At 41.9% G+C, this 19,228-nt stretch carries 16 protein-coding genes; 2 read left to right on the top strand and 14 right to left on the bottom strand.

Annotation, left to right across the window (positions count from 1 at the left end; genetic code table 11):
• Positions 1-75 precede the first annotated feature (75 nt).
• Positions 76-339, top strand: a complete 264-nt coding sequence (locus MTF68_RS07520) for an accessory factor UbiK family protein (protein WP_004589302.1) — start codon at positions 76-78, stop codon at positions 337-339.
• 80 nt (positions 340-419) lie between these two features.
• Here MTF68_RS07520 and MTF68_RS07515 read toward each other — a convergent pair whose 3' ends face one another.
• The 8 genes from MTF68_RS07515 to ilvG all read right to left on the bottom strand — a co-directional run bounded on the left by MTF68_RS07515 (position 420) and on the right by ilvG (position 9,575).
• The gene (locus MTF68_RS07515) at positions 420-1,067 is read right to left on the bottom strand and encodes an NAD(P)H-binding protein (protein WP_248452227.1); all 648 of its coding nucleotides are present in this window, start codon (positions 1,065-1,067) and stop codon (positions 420-422) included.
• An 8-nt stretch (positions 1,068-1,075) separates the two neighbouring features.
• Positions 1,076-1,735 carry a carbonate dehydratase gene (gene can, locus MTF68_RS07510; RefSeq protein WP_248452228.1) on the bottom strand — a complete coding sequence of 220 codons (660 nt, stop codon included), beginning with the start codon at positions 1,733-1,735 and terminating at the stop codon, positions 1,076-1,078.
• 64 nt (positions 1,736-1,799) lie between these two features.
• Positions 1,800-2,975 (bottom strand): methyltransferase, encoded by a 1,176-nt coding sequence (locus tag MTF68_RS07505; protein WP_248462137.1) that lies wholly within the window; start codon positions 2,973-2,975, stop codon positions 1,800-1,802.
• A gap of 62 nt (positions 2,976-3,037) precedes the next feature.
• Positions 3,038-4,024 carry an ABC transporter substrate-binding protein gene (locus tag MTF68_RS07500; RefSeq protein WP_248462136.1) on the bottom strand — a complete coding sequence of 329 codons (987 nt, stop codon included), beginning with the start codon at positions 4,022-4,024 and terminating at the stop codon, positions 3,038-3,040.
• Positions 4,025-4,168: 144 nt separating this feature from the next.
• Positions 4,169-5,722, bottom strand: coding sequence for a threonine ammonia-lyase, biosynthetic (ilvA, locus tag MTF68_RS07495; RefSeq protein ID WP_248462135.1), 1,554 nt, complete (start codon positions 5,720-5,722; stop codon positions 4,169-4,171).
• Positions 5,723-5,724: 2 nt separating this feature from the next.
• Complete coding sequence (ilvD, locus tag MTF68_RS07490) at positions 5,725-7,581, bottom strand: dihydroxy-acid dehydratase (protein WP_024032149.1); 1,857 nt, start codon at positions 7,579-7,581, stop codon at positions 5,725-5,727.
• Positions 7,582-7,686: 105 nt separating this feature from the next.
• Entirely contained in the window at positions 7,687-7,929 is a 243-nt protein-coding gene (gene ilvM / locus MTF68_RS07485) for an acetolactate synthase 2 small subunit (protein WP_004589295.1), read from the bottom strand.
• Positions 7,926-9,575, bottom strand: coding sequence for an acetolactate synthase 2 catalytic subunit (gene ilvG / locus MTF68_RS07480; RefSeq protein ID WP_004589294.1), 1,650 nt, complete (start codon positions 9,573-9,575; stop codon positions 7,926-7,928). The genes ilvM and ilvG overlap by 4 nt, the downstream gene beginning before the upstream one ends.
• A gap of 866 nt (positions 9,576-10,441) precedes the next feature.
• Between ilvG and MTF68_RS07475 the strand changes: the two genes are divergently transcribed.
• Positions 10,442-11,320: a TraB/GumN family protein gene (locus MTF68_RS07475; RefSeq protein ID WP_004589293.1), complete on the top strand. Its 879-nt coding sequence runs from the start codon at positions 10,442-10,444 to the stop codon at positions 11,318-11,320.
• Positions 11,321-11,356: 36 nt separating this feature from the next.
• Here MTF68_RS07475 and MTF68_RS07470 read toward each other — a convergent pair whose 3' ends face one another.
• From MTF68_RS07470 to MTF68_RS07445, 6 genes are all read right to left on the bottom strand, one after another.
• A complete protein-coding gene (locus MTF68_RS07470; RefSeq protein ID WP_248462134.1) occupies positions 11,357-12,769 on the bottom strand; it encodes an ATP-binding cassette domain-containing protein in 1,413 nt (470 codons plus the stop codon).
• Positions 12,770-12,846: 77 nt separating this feature from the next.
• Positions 12,847-14,571 (bottom strand): response regulator, encoded by a 1,725-nt coding sequence (locus MTF68_RS07465; protein WP_096041038.1) that lies wholly within the window; start codon positions 14,569-14,571, stop codon positions 12,847-12,849.
• Positions 14,572-14,729: 158 nt separating this feature from the next.
• A complete protein-coding gene (locus MTF68_RS07460) occupies positions 14,730-17,063 on the bottom strand; it encodes a fatty acid cis/trans isomerase (protein ID WP_029774303.1) in 2,334 nt (777 codons plus the stop codon).
• Entirely contained in the window at positions 17,060-17,425 is a 366-nt protein-coding gene (locus tag MTF68_RS07455; RefSeq protein WP_248462133.1) for a hypothetical protein, read from the bottom strand. The genes MTF68_RS07460 and MTF68_RS07455 overlap by 4 nt, the downstream gene beginning before the upstream one ends.
• Positions 17,426-17,543: 118 nt before the next feature.
• On the bottom strand, positions 17,544-18,341 hold the full coding sequence (locus MTF68_RS07450; protein ID WP_064386307.1) for a VOC family protein: 798 nt from the start codon (positions 18,339-18,341) through the stop codon (positions 17,544-17,546).
• Between the two features lie 266 nt (positions 18,342-18,607).
• Positions 18,608-19,228: EF-Tu/IF-2/RF-3 family GTPase (locus MTF68_RS07445; RefSeq protein WP_248462132.1), on the bottom strand; the 621-nt coding region annotated here is incomplete at its 5' end.

The raw sequence follows: 19,228 nt of genomic DNA, 5'->3' as shown, positions 1-19,228 counted from the left end.
TGATCATGTATTAAATACCTTAGGTATAAGGTAATATTAGTCATTATCATTTTAGGGCAACAGCAAGGGACGATTATGATCAATCCAGCAAAACTTGAAGAAATTGCTAAGCAAATCACCAACAACATGCCGCAAGGTGTAAAAAACCTAGCAGATACACTGGAAGGTAAAACCAAACAAGTTTTACAAAATAAGCTGGCTGAAATGGACTTTGTTAGCCGCGAAGAATTTGATGTGCAAAGCCAAGTACTTATTCGTACTCGTGAAAAACTCACTGAGCTTGAAGCAAAAGTTGTGTTACTAGAGCAACAACTAAATGCTAAAAATAACGCCGAGTAGCACGTATTTACGTATGTATACTCAGCCACAAAAAAAGCAGCTAAGGCTGCTTTTTTGCTTTTAGTTTTAACATTTACCCACTATGTATTAAAAAGTGCTTCTAATACATAGTATTGCAGTGGTTGTTGCTGCGCCAAACTTACAGCGCACATTTTTAGCGCCACTTGCTTACCCGTAATGGGTTTATAACGTTTTAAAAAAGGAAGTTGAGTAATAACAGGTAACACAAATGCGCCTATTTGCTCAGCTATTCGTGTATCGTTTCGCTCACCCATTAATAAAGACGGCTGGAATATACTTACTTTTGCAAAGCCCAGCGTTTTTATGTGCTGCTCAAGCTCGCCTTTCATTTTTAAGTAAGGGCTGATGCTGTGCGCATTAGCGCCGCTTGATGACACCAAGCAATAATGGCTCACTGCATTGTTTGCCGCCATTTGCGCCGCAATAAACTGATAATCAAAATCAACTTTACGCTGCGCCGCGGTTGAGCCAGCCTGCTTTTTAGTAGTGCCCAAACACGAAAAAAACACATCCCCTTTAAATAACGCGCAGTAGTTGGTTAAACAATCAAACTCAATAACCTGATTAGTGAGCTTAGTATGTTCAACGTCCAGCTTACGGCGAGTTATAGCAATCACATGGCCAAACGCAGGGTTTTGCAGTAAAAGCGTTAATAGCTCACTCCCCACAACCCCTGTTGCCCCTATGATTATTGCCGTTTTAGTCATTGTTTAAATTACTCGCAACTGGCTTTAGCGAGTACATGTGCAACGGCTTTTTTATACACATCGCCTTCTTCATCGGCGCAGGTTACAACCGATGATAAGTCGTGCAAGTGGCCGTTCTCTAATCCATATACCCAACCATGAATCGTGAGCTCTTGGCCTTTATCCCATGCATCTTGAACTATGTTTGTTCTACACACGTTGCGTACTTGCTCAATAACATTTAGCTCAATTAAGCGACTTAAACGCTGTTGCTCATCCATTGCATTAAGCTGCTCTAAGTGTTTTTCTTTTACATCGCCAACATGGCGTAACCAATTATCAATAAAACCAAATTTGGCGTTATTTAATACCGCTTGTACACCGCCACAGCCGTAGTGGCCAACCACCATAATATGTTTTACTTTAAGCACCTCTACCGCGTATTGCATTACCGATAAACAGTTATGGTCAGTATGTACCACCACATTAGCTACATTACGGTGTACAAATAATTCACCCGGCAGTAAATCAACAATTTGGTTGGCAGGAACACGCGAGTCTGAACAGCCAATCCACAAGTACTCTGGGTTTTGTTGCATTGATAATATTTTAAAAAACTCAGGGTTGGCTTCGGTTGTACGTGCAGCCCAACGTTTGTTGTTTTCGAATAAATTTTTTAGCTTTCTCATTGCATCTCTTATTTAGGACGGGATAGAAATTACACCCCAGAAAAGACAAATAATGAGCGCCTTTTTAGTTGGTGTTTGCAAGAATTAAAATATTGCGAGGAGTTAATTGTTTCTCACAAAAGGTGGTAACTGAAACGTGATAACCTTGCTGTTGCAAATATAAAGCACGATCGAGCACAAGCCAAACTTCTATTGCTCTTCTAAACACATGTCGAACCAGTTCGATTCGCTCTGTTACTTTTTTACGCGCCTTACCAATTAATAAAAACTTATCGTAATCAGTGTCTTGAGGGATAATTATAGACTTTTTATCCCCCGCCCAAGCGCAAAACTGTGCAAACGTATCAGAAAACACGGCTTTGTTAACTGAAGGCACACTCACGTAATATTGTTCATGAGTGAGTGACTTTCGAAGTGCGTCAAACCCTAAGCGCCATTCCACCTCAGTTTTTCGTATTTTAGCTACACGTGAAGGGGCTGTAACTGTTTCTTGCAGCGCCAATTTTAAATCGCGGTGCGTTAAATTAAGCTTACTAGCAAGGGCAAGCTCACTCATTGCCTGATAACGACTATCGGTAAATAAGTGATAACAGCACGGCGAAAAACTAATACGTTTTACCCTAGCGGCGCTGGCCTGTTGCATAAATGTTTGGTGCAGTGCGCCACATGCATGCAGTGCAACCGCATGTGTGTCGGTATTAAAAAAATGGCGTGTTTCATCTTCAAGCACATTAGCTTGGCTAAATTTCATCGCTAAACCTTGCTTGCGTGCACTGTGCTCTCCTTGCTCGCAAAGATGCCCTTGTAGCTCAACACTGTGTACGCTTTGCGCGCCGTTATAAGCAAGCATTCGGCCTAAATGCCCTTTACCTGCGCACCATTCAAGTACAGGCTGTGTATTACTCGTTAATGCTGAAACAAAGTCTTGCAGTTGCTCAAACTTACGCCCTTTAATACCGTTACTTATCCAAAACGGGTATTCACCGCGTTGCTGCTGGCTTTTTGGTAAATTGCACAGCTCAGGTAGCTGCTCTACCCCAGCAATAAACGGGCTAAAAAATTGATAAAGCTGTTGCTGATCGTTATCAAGCCTTGCGACATCTTCATCTGATAAGTTATTTAACGCCGCTTGTAGCTCAGGCCACGGTAACTCATCAAAATCAAATGCTGTACATTGCCAATATTCGCGGGTATTCATTAGCACTGCATCGAGTGCTGCAAACTGCTCAGCTAGGTTCATAACAACTTAAAATAGTAAAAAGACGTTTAATTATACCAGTTGCGCAGAGCAGCATTAAGCGGTTATTTTTTTCCAAGTATTAAACGCAAATAAAGAGGGATCGAAATAATACTCACAATAAAGGCGGCTATTAGCATCCACGACAGTTGTAATCGCTCTGGCTCTTGGTATTTATAAACAAACCCAGCTTTGTGCTCGTCAAATTGCGTTTGCTTAATGCCATAATAATCTGCAATTAAGCGCCACTTGGCCATCGACATATTCCCTAAAAGGGTCGTAGGCGGCATTATGTAGTCTTTCAATACTTCGGCTTCATAAGCTAGCTGATGAAAACTTTTGTTTGGCGCATACACTTGCTGAGTAATTGCAATGGCTTCATCCATATTCATCATCGCATAGCGCCAACCTTTTAAGCTCGCTTGGTAAAACTTTTCGACCGTTTGCGGGTGCTTTTTAAGCATTGATTCGCTGGTAAATAACACATCACCATACACATCCATGCCATAGCGCTGTGGGCATATAAGGCGGTGCGATACCCCTTGCTGAGTCATAAAGTAAGGCTGAGTGGTGACATACACTTGCATTGCATCAAGTTTGTTTTCTTGCCACGCTTGTAGCGCGGGCTCATCGCCTTCGTATACCTCTAAAGTAGCAATATCAATACCGCTGCGTTTAAGCATAACCAGCAGCTCGGTACTGTCTTTTTTACTCACTTCGGTAATACGTTTAGCGGTAAAATCGCGAGGGTGAAAAATATCAGAGCTGTCTTTTACCATCCAACAGTATGGGGAAAACTGCAAAATAGCCGCCATTGCTACAAGCGGTTGGCCGTTTACTCTTTGTTGTAAAATACCCGAATGCGCTACGCCAAATTGGGCTTCTCCACTTGCTACAGGCGTGAAAGTGTCAGGCATTTTAGGATTGGCTTCGCGTATGGTTACATCAAGTCCGGCGTCTTTGTAGTAGCCTTTTTGCTGAGCCATATAATAGCCGGCGAACTGAAACTGGTGGGTCCATTTTAGTTGTAAGGTGACTGATTCTTGAGCCATTAGTTGGCTGCAAAAAAGCAAAATTACAAATATTAATCCTTTAATAAGCAACTGGGTGTTCCAAATAGTAGTCATTAGCTGTAACTATATTTAAAACACACGATAAAGCAAGCATGCAAACGTGCATACTTGCTTATAAAAACCCTAAGCTGAGGCTAAATTGTCAACGTTTGGGTTTTGTGGCTGAGAGGTTAAAAACTGCGTAAAACACGGGTTATGTGTTTCATCTTGTACACTGTAACCTAAGCGGTTTAAGTGCTCGTTAAACATATCAAATTGGCTTGGCTCAATAGCAAAGCCCGCAAGTACATTTCCGATAGAGCCCCCATGATTGCGATAATGAAATAAAGTAATATTCCAATTGCTACCTAAGGTATCTAAAAAGCGCGCAAGGGCTCCTGGGTATTCCGGAAATTCAAACCGTAATAACCTTTCATGTAACTGCTCCGGTGCTTTACCCCCTACCATATAACGTACGTGTAATTTAGCGAGTTCGTTATCTGATAAATCGCAAAATTGGTAGTCGTTGTTAGTTAGGTCTTGTTTTAGTTCGTTGAGTTCTTGCTCACCCTGGCGCAGGGCAATACCTACAAATATTTGCGCTTCACCTGGGCCTGCATAACGGTAGTTAAACTCAGTAATAGCCCGACCACCTAAAGAGGTGCAAAACTGCTTAAAGCTACCTTTTTCTTCTTTAATGGTCACCGCAAGTAGCGCTTCGTTTTTTTCACCTAGCGCAGTACGCTCAGCCACATAACGTAAGCGATCAAAGTTTAAGTTAGCACCCGAAAGCACCGCTGCTAAATGCAGCCCTTTTAAGCCCGATTGCTGGCTCCACTTTTTAAGCCCAGCGGTTGCAAGTGCCCCTGAGGGCTCTGAAATTGCGCGAGTAGAGACAAAAATATCTTGCATAGCGGCACAAATTTCATCGCCACTGACAGTTACAACTTCATCGCAAAATTTTTGCGCTAAGCGAAATGTTTCACTGCCAATAATTTTAACCGCTACGCCATCGGCAAAACTGCCAACACGGTCAAGCTCAACAGGCTCGCCCGCTTTAAGCGCGGCTTGTAAGCATGCACTTTCGTCAGCTTCTACGCCAATGACTTTTATATCGGGGCGTAATGATTTGATATAAACCGCCATACCAGCAAGTAAACCACCACCGCCAACGGGGATAAATACCGCATCAAGCTCGTTGAGTTGCTGCATAAGCTCGCGAGCCACTGTGCCTTGCCCCACAATTACGTCAGGGTCATCAAAAGGCGGTACAAATACGCCATTGCGTTGCTCTGTTAGTTCAAGTGCATGTGCTTTTGCAGCATCAAAATGATGGCCATGTAAAACCACTTCACCGCCCAGCGCACGTACCGCACTTACTTTTATTTCAGGCGTGGTAACTGGCATAACGATAGTGGCTTTATGGCCAAGGTGTGAAGCACTAAGCGCCACACCTTGTGCATGGTTACCCGCAGATGCCGTAATAACAACAGACCCTTTTGGTAACTTGTTTAATTTATTATAAGCACCGCGTAACTTAAACGAATACACGGGCTGTTGATCTTCACGCTTTAACCAAACATGGTTGCCTAATTTATCACTGAGGTCGCGCATTTCGCTGACCTCAGTTACTTTAGCTAGCGGTTCCATATTGGCCTGAATAATAGCGCGAAAATAATCGAGCTCTTGAGAAACCATAATTAGCTAAGCTCCTCCAGTTTGGCTAAATCACGTACTGCGCCTTTATCGGCACTGGTTGCAAGTAATGCATACGCTTTTAATGCCGACGATACATAGCGGTCACGATCAAGCGGCTTATACGCTTGCTTACCACGCGCTAATTGCTTTTGTTTACGTGCTTCTAGCTCTTCATCACTTAATGCAAGGGTGATTTCACGTGTTGCAATATCAATGATAATTTTGTCACCATTTTCAACATACGCAATAGCACCGCCACTTGCCGCCTCTGGCGATACGTGGCCAATTGATAAACCAGAAGTGCCGCCCGAGAAACGACCATCGGTGATCAAGGCACATTTTTCAGCAAGGCCTTTTGATTTTAAGTAGCTCGTTGGGTAAAGCATTTCTTGCATACCTGGGCCGCCTTTAGGGCCTTCGTAGCGAATAACCACAACATCACCGGCTTTTACTTCGTCGTTTAAAATGCCTTCTACTGAATCATCTTGTGATTCGTACACCACTGCGGTGCCTTCAAAATGCAGCATTTCGTCAACTACACCTGCGCTTTTAACAATACAGCCATCAACCGCTAAGTTACCTGAAAGCACAGCTAAGCCACCATCTTGTCTAAAGGCATGCTCAACACTACGGATACAACCATGCTCTCGGTCGTTATCGCCTTCATCCCAACGGCACTCTTGGCTCATTGCTTTTGTAGTACGAATACCGGCAGGGCCCGCACGGTAAAACTTTTGTGCTGCTTCGTTTGTAGGATCAGTCGCATCCCACTTTTTAACAAGCTCACCCATCGTCATACCCGCTACGTGGTTTACCGATAAATCAACTAAACCCGCTTTACCTAGCTCACGTACAATTGCCATCATGCCACCAGCGCGATGCACATCTTCTATGTGGTACTCAGGTGTAGCTGGGGCTACTTTACATAAAAATGGGGTTTTACGAGAAAGCTCGTCAATGTGCGACATATCAAAATCTACACCGGCTTCTTGTGCTGCTGCTAATAAATGCAATACGGTATTAGATGAACCACCCATGGCAATATCAACCACCATAGAGTTCATAAAGGCTGTTTTATTTGCAATTGCACGCGGTAACACGTCGTGGTTGTCTTTTTGGTAGTACTCGCGGCACAAGTCAACAATGCGAGCGCCGGCTTCTACATACAGTTGCTTACGATCTTTATGCGTTGCAAGTGTTGTTCCGTTACCCGGTAGTGCAAGGCCAATAGCCTCTAATAAACAGTTCATTGAGTTGGCAGTAAACATACCCGAACACGAGCCACAGGTAGGACACGCAGAGCGCTCTACTTGCTCTGAATCAGCATCACTTACTGTTTCATCAGCGCCTTTTACCATGGCATCAACTAAATCTAGTTTAATATCGATGTTAGCAAGTTTGGTTTTACCCGCTTCCATTGGCCCGCCCGATACAAAAATAACCGGTATATTTAAACGTAGCGCTGCAAGCATCATCCCTGGGGTGATTTTGTCACAGTTAGAAATACAGATCATCGCATCGGCGCAGTGGCCGTTAACCATATACTCAACAGAGTCTGCAATTAAGTCGCGAGAAGGCAGTGAGTAAAGCATACCACCGTGGCCCATTGCGATGCCGTCATCAATTGCGATGGTATTAAATTCTTTTGGAACGCCGCCTGCTTGCGTGATTGTTTCAGCCATTAGCTCACTAAGCTGATTAAGGTGTACATGCCCTGGTACAAATTGCGTAAACGAGTTAACTACAGCAATAATAGGTTTACCAAAGTCGGTGTCGGTCATGCCTGTTGCGCGCCATAATGCACGTGCGCCTGCGCGTTTACGTCCTTCAGTTGTTGTTGCACTTCTTAATTTAGCCATAGTTACCTCTGTTTTGCCGCTGTGTAAGCGGGCATTCCTCATTCTAAAAATTGTTGAGTTACTGATGGTTATATTCAGTAACGCGTAAATGTGTTTCGTTAGCAGTTACACTGCTTGTTGCTGTAAATTTTCTAAGCTAATTTCTTTCACGTCTACCAACTTATTTAGCTGGCTGGTTAATAGATGAATAGGCTTATCGCTATCGACCGTCATTGCTATCGTATATTGAGCTTCATCGGTATTAAGCTGAAAATGCGTAAGGTCAAAACCACGGTGACGCACAACACGTAAAAAGCGCTCCACCGCAATACTTTGGTTTTTCAATGCAATAGTTAAGCTGTGTTTCATTGTGCTTTCTCCGTAATCATTTCGTCATTTGCAGCCCCTGGTGGTACAAGCGGCCATACGTTTTCTTTATCATCTATACAGGCATGTAAAATATACGGCCCTTCGCTGTTTACCAGTGCAGTGATTGCATCGTCTACTTCGTTGGCTTTAGTAATAGTTTGCCCAGGAATACCAAATACCGCCGCTAACTGAACAAAATCAGGGTTATCTGAAAGATTGGTTTCAGAGTAACGCCCTTCAAAAAACAGTTCCTGCCATTGACGAACCATACCTAAGCGTTGGTTATCTAATATTAGTATTTTTACTGGTAAATTGTTACGACGTATAGTGGCAAGCTCTTGAATGTTCATCATGATTGAGCCATCACCCGACACCGTTATTACAAAATCGTCTGGGCGTGCTACTTGCGCGCCAATAGCCGCTGGTAAACCAAAGCCCATAGTGCCTGCGCCACCACTACTTAAGTGATTACTTGGGTGGTTAAATTTCATATGTTGCGCCACCCACATTTGGTGCTGGCCTACATCGCAGCACACCACGCCTGTTTTTGGCATACGCTGGCTTAACTGGTTCAATAAATACGGGGCAAATACTTTTTCGCCTGGGTAGTCGTAACGCCATGCGTGTTTTTCGCTCATGAGCTTATTTGTATCGCACCATGCTTTAGGTGTTACAACACACTCAAGTGCGGGTAATGAGGTTTTTAGATCAGCAATTAAGGACGCTTTAGCAGGTTTGCGTTTACCTACTTCGGCCGCGTCAATGTCTAAGTGAATGACTTTTGCTTTGGCTGCAAATTTGGCTAAGTTGCCCGTTACGCGGTCATCAAAGCGCGCGCCTATACATACAAGTACATCACACTCTTGTACTGCTATGTTAGCCGCTTGTGTGCCGTGCATGCCTAGCATTCCTAAGTAGTGCTCGTAATCTGGTAACACACTGCCTAGCGCTTTTAATGTTGATACCGCTGGCATTTGTGTTTTGTTTAAAAACTGCATTAACTCATTTTGCGCATCGGCGGCTTGTACGCCACCACCTACATACGCTACTGGCTGCTTTGCTTCAGTTAATAACTGGTTTGCAATGGCTACTTGGTTTAAATCAAGTTGTGGTAAATATTCATCAGCAGCTAACCAAGGTTTAAAAGGCACTTGCGCCATTTGAATATCTTTTGGAATATCTACAAGCACTGGGCCTGGGCGACCACTTTGAGCTAAGTGCATGGCTTCTTGTAATATTTCAGCTAAGTCTTCTGGGCGCTCTACCATGTAGCTATGTTTAGTACACGACAGTGACATCCCTAGTACATCGACTTCTTGAAATGCATCTGAGCCAATAGCGGCAGTCGGTACTTGGCCTGTAATTGCTAATAATGGCACTGAGTCCATCATTGCATCGGCAAGAGCTGTTATTAAGTTAGTAGCGCCAGGGCCTGAGGTAGCAAAACAAACGCCTAATTTGCCTGTGCTGCGAGCATAACCCACTGCGGCAAAGCCAGCACCTTGCTCGTGGCGAGTAAGGTAATGCTTTACAGGCGCACCATACAGCGCATCGTAAATGGGCATAATAGCTCCGCCAGGGTAGCCAAATACTTCATTTACGCCGTGCTTGGCTAATAAATCGATTGTTAGTTCTGCGCCTGTCATTAATTAATCCTCATTCCTCAGTGACAACCCAATTACATACTTACTTAAAAAACTTATAGCTAATACCAATCCGCAATAATACTTAATTATTTTTAGGGGGCTAAAAGTGTCGCTATCTGCGTTAAAAAATTCTCATTTAGAACAACTAAATAGCGAATTTTTTGCCTAGCTATCAACACGTTTATCTATCCTCAAAATAGATCACTTAATTAAGCGAATTGGTATAAAATCTTTAAAACTTTGTGCTTAAAACTAAAAAGCCCTCCGAACGGTTAGGTGCGGAGGGCTTTTTAATGCTTAAGTTTATAGCACTACGAAGCCCTCGCGGGAATAATCACCACGATAATAATCAGGACTAGGTTAAGTGCATTTGTAAGCATGTAATTAATACCAAAATGTGTTCATTTGTTACGAAGTAATACTCTTCGCTCTGTATATGTATTTGTACCGCGCTAAGGCGAGTAAGTCAACACCAAACTTAATTCAACAAAAGAGCAAAAAGCGACTTTAAACGGATTTTAAATTCACAAAAAAAGGCTTAAATGAAAAATCTATACCTTAATTTGCATCAAGTAAATTCACTAGCCCCATAATAGCCATATAGGGCTTGATTAATTTTTGATACATTGTAGTACAAATAACAGCGCAGCACGGTAAATAACTTAAAACTTTGCTAATTAGGCAGGTTTACTCCGCAAGCCCTATTACGCACCACTCAATTACATTCACCCTATTTAAATAAGGTGCCCTAGTGCAACTAAATTCATAAGCGCATTTAAAAGTGTTTAATATAACCAAATAGGTTTATTAAAGCGCTTTAATTTAAGCTAGTATTTAGGCAACTCAATTAGATTTAAGGACAAACCATGCAAGCCCTCTCTCGAATTAGTCAGTTCTTTATACTGGCACTTTTTATAGCAACTAGTTTTAATAGTGTCGCAGCGCCGGCATTATTTAAAGTAGAAAAAAACGGTACTAGCTCTTACTTGTTTGGCACAGTTCACGTAGGCGATGCCAGCATGAAAGGCTTACCAGAAAAAGTAACTAAGGCTATAGATCAAAGCGAGCAAGTTGTTGTTGAAGTAGATATAAGTAAACTCACGCCTTTGCAAATGCAGCAGCGTTCAATGCCCTTTATGATGCTTAAAGATGGCAAAACATTACAAACAGAACTCTCAAAACAAAACTACAATAAGCTTAAAGACTACTTTGCTAAAAAATCGATTGATATAGCTATGTTTAATGGCCTCAAACCTTGGGCTGTAATGGTAACCATGATGCAGATTGAATTTCAAAATGCAGGGTTTTCTGACCAAACAGGCATAGACAAGCAAGTACTTGCTTACGCTAAAAAGCAAAACATCACGATTGGAGAGTTAGAAACACTAGAGCAGCAACTGCAAATGTTTGATGGCATGGCTTTGCTCAGTAATGAAATGATTGAAGAAACGTTTGAACAGCTTGCCGATATTAATACTTATTTTATTAAGTTAGTAAACGCCTGGAAAAATGGTGATATGGATACGCTGACTGAATACTACAACATGAGTTTTGACGAGAGTAACTACGGTGAAATAAGCGAGCAAGTTATGCTAGTTAATCGTAATAATAAATGGGTGGAGCAATTAGTGCCTCGCTTAACTAACGAAAAGCTATTTATTGCTGTAGGCGCGCTGCACTTACCGGAGCAGCATGGTTTAATTAAACAGTTAACTGATGCAGGCTTTACCATTACTCGCCTATAACGTGGCGTTAAAGGTTGGGCATATTCAGCCCAGCCTTTAATTAAAATCTTCCATTTTTAAGTAATGCTCAATCCCTTTAATTTTGTCTGCCGCATGGTGATTTACATAAATTACAGTGCTGGTATTTGCGGCACAAATTTTCTCTATTAATATTAGTACTCGCTGTCTATTTGCTTCATCAAGCCCCAAACAAGGTTCATCTAAAATAAGTAACGTGGGGTGTTTTACCATAGCACGCACTATTAACAGCATGCGCTGATCGCCGTATGAAAGTTGCGTAAATGAGCTATTTTGTTTATCGCCTAACCCAATCAGCGCTAACCATTGCTTAGCTGTATTTACCTGTGACTCTGTTGGCTTTTGATATAAGCCAATGCTGTCGTAAAACCCAGAAATAACCGTATTCAATGCCGATATACTTACTCGATAATCCATATGCAGTGCATTTGATATATAGCCAATATGCTGTTTTATATCCCAAATACTTTCACCGCTTCCGCGTTTAAAACCAAATACCTGAATATCATTGCTGTAGCATTGAGGGTTATCGCCAGTTATTAAATTTAATAAGCAGGTTTTACCTGAGCCATTTTTACCACTAAGTTGCCAGTGTTGATGTTTATTAATTTGCCAATTGAGATTTTTAAATACATCAACCCCAGCGTAGCTCACCTTTGCATTACTAAGCTTAATCAATGTATCGGCGGTATACTCTGCACGGCCTTGGGAGTCATCCGGTTGAGGTATTTCTAAAGCGGTATGGGTTAAATGCAGTAGTTTAAGCAAGTCAGCACGCTGCTCTGCGTTTGGATTATTAAGTACATGCTGCAACTGCCCCTGATTTACATAAGCGTAATGAGTAATAAACGGCGGGATTTCATCAAGCCTATTTAACACAAACACAAAGTTAATTGTTGAGCTAAGTGTTTCTAATAAAGTGTTTAGCACCTCACACGAATGTTTATCTAAGCCATCATATGGCTCATCTAGTACCACTAAATCAGCATGACTACTTAGCGCATTTATAAGTAGGAGTTTACGGGTTTCGCCGGTAGAGAGATCTCTAAAATGCCTGTCTAAAAGGGCGCTGTAATTAAAGGCATCTATTAGTTTTGTACGTAACTCATGGTTGTAGCTACTATTTTGAGGGAAGATAAAATCTTTTACTAAGCTGTGATGTTCATGCTCAATTTCGTTTTTGATTAACTGCTTTTGCACATCAGATGACACAAGCTGCGTGCTATTAAAGGTACTTTTAAAAGTACCACTTTGCTGCTTAGCTTCACCCGTTAATGCGGCGCTCAATGCCGATTTACCTGCGCCATTAGCGCCTAGTAATAGCCAGTGCTCACCAGCACTCACTTGCCAACTTAAGTCATTAATTGTGAAACGGCTTTTACCTTGCCCTTTTAAATAACCACTAAATTGTTCAAATACAATACTTTGCACAATACTGCCTTCACCATAAGCTAAATAAACAACTTAACGTATAGTAAATTGCTTTAGCAAGCGTATTTAATTGCGTATTAATTTATTTCATTAGCTATGCACACATTTACTAATGCATCAGCCACTGCCTGCTTACTTATGGGTTTATGAATATGCTCACTCGCGCCATATTCATAAATCAAGTCCATGTCTTCGGCTGAGGTATTTGCTGTAACAACGATTATGGGCATGGTTTTATTTAGCTCTTTGCGTATTTTTTTAGTCGCTTCAAAGCCATCCATGACCGGCATGTTTAAATCCATAAACACCACGTCATAGTCAGCCTTACCTACCTTTTCGCAGGCTTCTAGGCCATTTACAACGCATTCATAGTCCACACCTAACGTTGCCAAAATACGTGTGAGTAACAAGGTGTTTAATTCGTTGTCTTCAACCACAAGGCAAAAAAGCTTTTTTTCGACTTCTCTTTCTGTTTGCTGGTTAGTAATTTCAATCGGCAAGTTAAGCGTAACATGAGCGCCACTCGCTGCGTTGTTTTTAAATGAAAGCGAACCATGCAGCGCTTTAACAACATACTGCGCCCGTGTTAATCCCGTTCTTAGGCCTTGAAAGTGGTTAGTTTGTTTAAATGAGTCAAACTCTAGTTCTGTTATTTCGCTAGAAAAACCACACCCACTATCATTAACGGTTAATTGTAATTGCGAGTTTTGCATGTTTGCAGCAACTTCAACCTCGCCCTTGTCGGTAAACTTTATTGCATTGCTAATTAGCTCGGTTAATACATGCTGTAAGCGCTGATGATCTAATTTACAAAAACAATTAAGAGACTCATCAAAATGAGTGATTAATGTTAGCCCTTTTTGCTGCGCTGCATACTCATACGCCAACACCACTTTGTTTATGGATTCTAAAAGGTTTTCGTTTTTAAGAATTGGCGCCCACTTTCCTGTGCTTAGTGCTTGTAGGTCTTGTAGCTCATCAAGCATAGATAGAAGTCTAAGGGCGCAGTAGCTTGCTTGCGTTTTAATATTTTGCTGCTCGGCATTGATGGATAGCTCATCAATCGACGTAATTAATCCCTGTAACGGTGTTCTAAATTCGTGGCTTGCTCTGGCAATAAAGTGCTCTTTGTTTTGGCTCATTTGCGCTACAAAGTCCTTTTGTTTTTGAAGTGCTGTTAAGGTGCGTTCCACCTCTTTTTCCATCGGCATAAACACAAATCTTAGCTCAACGAGCAATAACACCATGGCGACTAACCAGCACAGCAATTCTAAATTAGACACGCGGTTAACTTTTTTCACTGCATGTTGCTCAAATAAAGTAACCGCGCGGTCAAGCTTAGCTAGCAGGTTTTCTACATGTGCTACGTTGAGCACCTGTGTGTCTACCTCGCCTTTTTGATACAGCAGCCAGCTAGCTTGGGCAATAAATTCATTCACTTCGCTATCTAGATTAGCTGGCTCAGCAAAGTATAACTTTACTAATTCTGGCGTTAAATAACGGTAACTACTACCTTGCTTAGTAAGTAATACCTCATGAGCTGTTTTAAATTGTGCGAGAGAGTGTTCGAGGGAATTGGTATGGGTAGCAACATCGATTCGTGATGAAAGAAGTGCATTGCTATGCCAAGCAATTTTTTGCGAGAGCATGCGCTGCTTACCTGCCATATTAATAATTTTAGCATCGTACTTTTGTACAGAAAAGCCATACTGCAGCAATAATGCTGAGCCACTTATTAACAGAGCAATAGCAATAAGCGCCCATCGGTAACGCTGTCTTACATTGGCAATAATTTTAAACATACAAGGCCGCTTTTTTATTTTAAGTGTAGCCTATATATAGAAAACTCAACATCAGCTTTAGTAATTATATAAATAAAAAGCCCAGTAACATGACTGGGCTAAATGTATTAAGTGTGAGGCAAAAAGGGCAATACTTGCGACACTTTTGTAATTACCAGTTAGCGATTTTCTAATCGGTTGTAGTCAAACATACCAAATTCAACGCCGCGATACTCTTTAGCTACTTGGTGCATTATGTCGCTGTATTTCCAAAACTCTGGATGTGAGCGACGAATACCAAATTTTACTTTTATTGCAGCATAATCTGCTTCAATTTGCATCATAGGTAATAGCTGTGCAAACTCACCCACTTCATTTTGATCATTTAAATACCAAATAGCCGCAGGGTAATCACCAATAAAGCCAGGCACTAGGGTGGCGGTATCTTCATCATAAGCGCGCTGCCCATCTTCATTTAATAAGCTGGAAATATTGTAATGCGCGTTGTGATGAATAAGCGTATAAGCTTTATGTGAAGCATCGTCTTGCTTAACCAAAATATACGATAACTGCGGTAATAAATTTATAGCTTTAGCCGGCATATTGTTTAGTGCATTTAATGGCGTGGGTACTTTTGTGTAGTCGTAGTGCTCACTCAGTACTGGCGCTAAAGTTTGCTTAACTAACCCATACAGCTCGTGTTGTGGATCATCCGTTTTATATTCAATACCGCTAGGTTGGCTAAACTCTCGGTTGTTTTTAAAAAACTTAGATAAGCTTGGCGGAGACTTTCTATACCAGCTTTTTTTAATTTGATGGCGCTTCGCTTCAGGTAATAACGCCAAAAAGTTTTGCTCACCCTCTAAACGTAAAAAGTCCATGTATAGGCGGGTCACTAATTGGTGGCCGATATTTCCGTATACATCAAAGCCTGCAACAAGTAAGTAATGAATACGCTCAAATAGCGCATAATCTAATACCCACATAGTTTTAGGCTCTTGACCAATAAAGCCTTTCACTACCGTGGCACTATCAAAATGGCGAAATATTGTAAGCGCGGCATTTTTGTTATGCCCTTCACCTTTCCACAATAGGTCGGTGGTTAAATGCTCTCCGTTTTTAAACATCTCGTTAGCCAGTTCAACTTTGGCTTGTAAGTATTTTTTCTCACGCACTGAGTATTTAACCCAGCTAGAGATAGGCAATGCATTGCTTTCTTCTGCTGCAGGTAATTCAAGGGCTTCTTCGTGCTGAAGCAACATATCTTCCACTGCTGGAGTCGCGACTTTTTCAGGGTCTGCAAAGGCAACCCAAAAATGGTCGTTTATCACATTAAGTGCAATTTGGCCGCGGCATACAGGGCCCTTAATAAAGCCCATAATAATTAGCTCAGCCTCATCGAGCATAAATTGATACTTAGAATTAATAGGAATTACTTCAAACGTTTTAAAAGGATTAGATGCCGCCTCGCTCTTATAACTTGGCATTTTAGTAACCGTATAATCGGGAGCTATAAATTGCTCATAAATACGTGCAAGCTTTGCATCATCAAGCTTTAGCGGTAAATGTGTTTTTGATAAAACAGTTGAGCGGTCCTGTAGTAAACGGTAATACACACGGCTTACTTTAGGGTCATCGTATGGTCGGCGCGTATTAATTAGCTTAATTTCTTCGCCTGGCGGCGTACTTGAACGAACCAGTTTAAAAAAGCTCTGTGGTTTATCAGAACCAAAATAAATATGGGCTAAAAACCAATGCTCGTAAATATAACGTGCGGCTAATTGGTATTTTAAGCTGTCTTGATTTAAAAACGCTTCCCAGTTTTTAACGTTTGTTAGCTCGGCTTTGGTGGGCGGTTTAATATGCGCCATTTTTCCACCGTCTTTAAGCCACTTTTGTAAATGATAAAATTCCTGGCTAGACACGCCCGGTAAACCGTAAGGCATACCGCCATGAGGCTGCTCTGCAGCTAAACGATCGAATTCTCCCATAGTGGCGCACGTTTGAGAGCGGCTAAGTGAAAAATCAAATTCGTCATCAAGAATTTCATTCTCTGGTAAGGGTGCACTTTGCTTAAGCACTAATGAATTAAATAACACCCCACCGGCAAGGTTTGCTTCTGGGTTTTGGTCACGTTCGTTAAGTACCGGAGTAAAGCCCTTTTTACGCCATTGCTCAGTGCTCGTTGCATCAAATAACAGCCTGCTTGGTGTAGTGGCTAATAGCCGTGTACCATCATAAACAAGCTCTTTGCTTAGCCCTCTATCTATCCCTTCAGGGGACGAAAGCTTTAGCTGACAAGGCGCATCATAACAGCCATGGCATACTACACAGCGTGTATCTAGCACAGGTTTTACTTCTTGCAAAAACTCGGCACCAGCACCTGTATCATGCGGCACTATACGCTGCTGCGTTTGTTCATCACCAAATAAGTCGTTGTAGTGAGCATTGCCTAAATACGCACACCCGCTGAGGATAATAAGGACGAATGTGCTGATCAGAATTTTTTTCATTCTTCGTCCTCATCACCTAGGTCGAAGGTTGGCATCATATCCATTTGTGGAGAGACAAAAGTCTGGTTGTCGTGGGTATTTAACACCACACTTAACAGTGGGCCGTGGGTCAGCGTTATTTGTGCATCGTGCTCTTGGTTTAACAACGCATTAAATTCGCTGTTATGCGGCGCAAGCTCATACTCTTTTAAACTAATAGCGATACTGCTATCAGGTGCTGGGTTTTGGCATATCTGCGTCAGTAGCTCATCATCAAGAGCAAATGAAATGTCTAAATCGGGCTTTTCTACATCTCGCTCACTAAGCGATTCATTTAAAATAAATAACGGTAAGGTTAATTTACTATCTTGTTCAAATTCCATTGTGCTCTCTTGCTGACTGACGGTGTAATTACCCGCCATTATAGCAAAAAAGCACAGAATTACTGCGCCTAAATAACCACACTAAAGTCTAAAATTTAGCCCTAAGCTCTGTTAATGACTAAGCTTTAATATCATCCATTGCCGATTCAATAATAGAAAATACAGCCCCTTGAGGGTCGCAAATAACACTAAAACGCCCTACATCAGGGATATCTGTGGCAGGTACACATACTTGCCCTCCAAGAGTCGCCGCTTTTTTTACATAGCTATCGCAGTTATCCACGGCGAAGTAGATCATCCAATGGGGAGGTACGTCTTGTGGCCATTCATCAGTCATTTGTAGCATGCCTGCTACGGGCTTACCTGCAACTAAAAACAAGGTGTAATCCATACCTTCCATAGGCTTTGTTTCACTTTTCCATCCCAGTAGTTCACAGTAAAAATCACGGCTTGTTTCACTATCGCGCGTTGCCATTTCATGCCAATAAGGCGTGTTGAGCTCACAAGGACGCTTACATCCTATATGCTCTTTACCTTGCCACAATGCCACCGTGGCACCCGCGGGATCTTTAAGCATTAACATACGCCCTGCATCCATCACATTATGAGGGCCTGCTATAATTTGCGCACCGAGCTCTTGCGCCTTAATTGCACATGCATCAACATCATCTACGGCAATATAGGTAAGCCAGTAGCTAGGCGTAGAGCCCACTTGCTCTTTAGGCATTTGATACATAGCAGCAATATCGTCACCTTGCTTTTGTAGCATAGTGTAATACTCATCATCGCCAATGGGCTGATCATCATTTCCCCACTCAAACAACGAGGTATAAAAAGCTTTCCCGTCTTGCCAATTATGAGTACACAGTTCAGCCCAGCAAAATATACCTTGCGGATAATTATTTTTATTATTCATCGCCCATTTCCTGTTGTAAATTTAAGCCATTTTTAGCTTAGGCTAATACCCTGTAAGTGTCGATAGTTATTCACTCAATAAACCTCCTTATACATCAGTGACCACTTCTACTCGGGCTTTGTAAAGCCAACCCAAACAACATTATTTACATTAACGCCAAGCAGCTAAAAGCTGATAGCTAAAAACTAATGGCTTTTATTCAGGCATTAAAAAACCCGAGGCTAAGCTCGGGTTTTTATAGTATTAATTAACTTAAACGTTAACTATTACTCTACGATAGTTGCTACAACACCAGCACCTACAGTACGGCCACCTTCACGGATAGCGAAACGAAGACCTTCGTCCATCGCGATTGGCGCGATTAGAGTTACTGTCATCTTAACGTTATCACCAGGCATTACCATTTCTACGCCTTCTGGTAACTGTACGTCACCTGTTACGTCAGTTGTACGGAAGTAGAACTGTGGACGGTAACCTTTGAAGAAAGGAGTATGACGACCACCTTCATCTTTAGAAAGTACGTATACTTCTGAAGTGAATGTAGTGTGTGGGTTGATTGAACCAGGCTTAGCTAGTACTTGACCACGTTCAACGTCTTCACGCTTAGTACCACGTAGAAGTGCACCAATGTTCTCACCAGCACGACCTTCGTCAAGAAGCTTACGGAACATTTCAACACCAGTACAAGTAGACTTAGTAGTCTCTTTGATACCAACGATTTCAACTTCGTCGTTCACGTTGATGATACCAGCTTCAACACGACCAGTTACTACTGTACCACGGCCTTGGATTGAGAAAACGTCTTCGATAGGCATGATGAATGGCTTATCGATGTCACGCTCTGGCTCTGGGATGTAAGAATCTAGTGCTTCTGCAAGCTCAACGAT

It is taken from the genome of Pseudoalteromonas sp. 2CM37A (assembly GCF_023161885.1).
GTDB lineage: Bacteria > Pseudomonadota > Gammaproteobacteria > Enterobacterales > Alteromonadaceae > Pseudoalteromonas > Pseudoalteromonas atlantica.
This window is presented reverse-complemented; position numbering and strand designations above follow the sequence as displayed.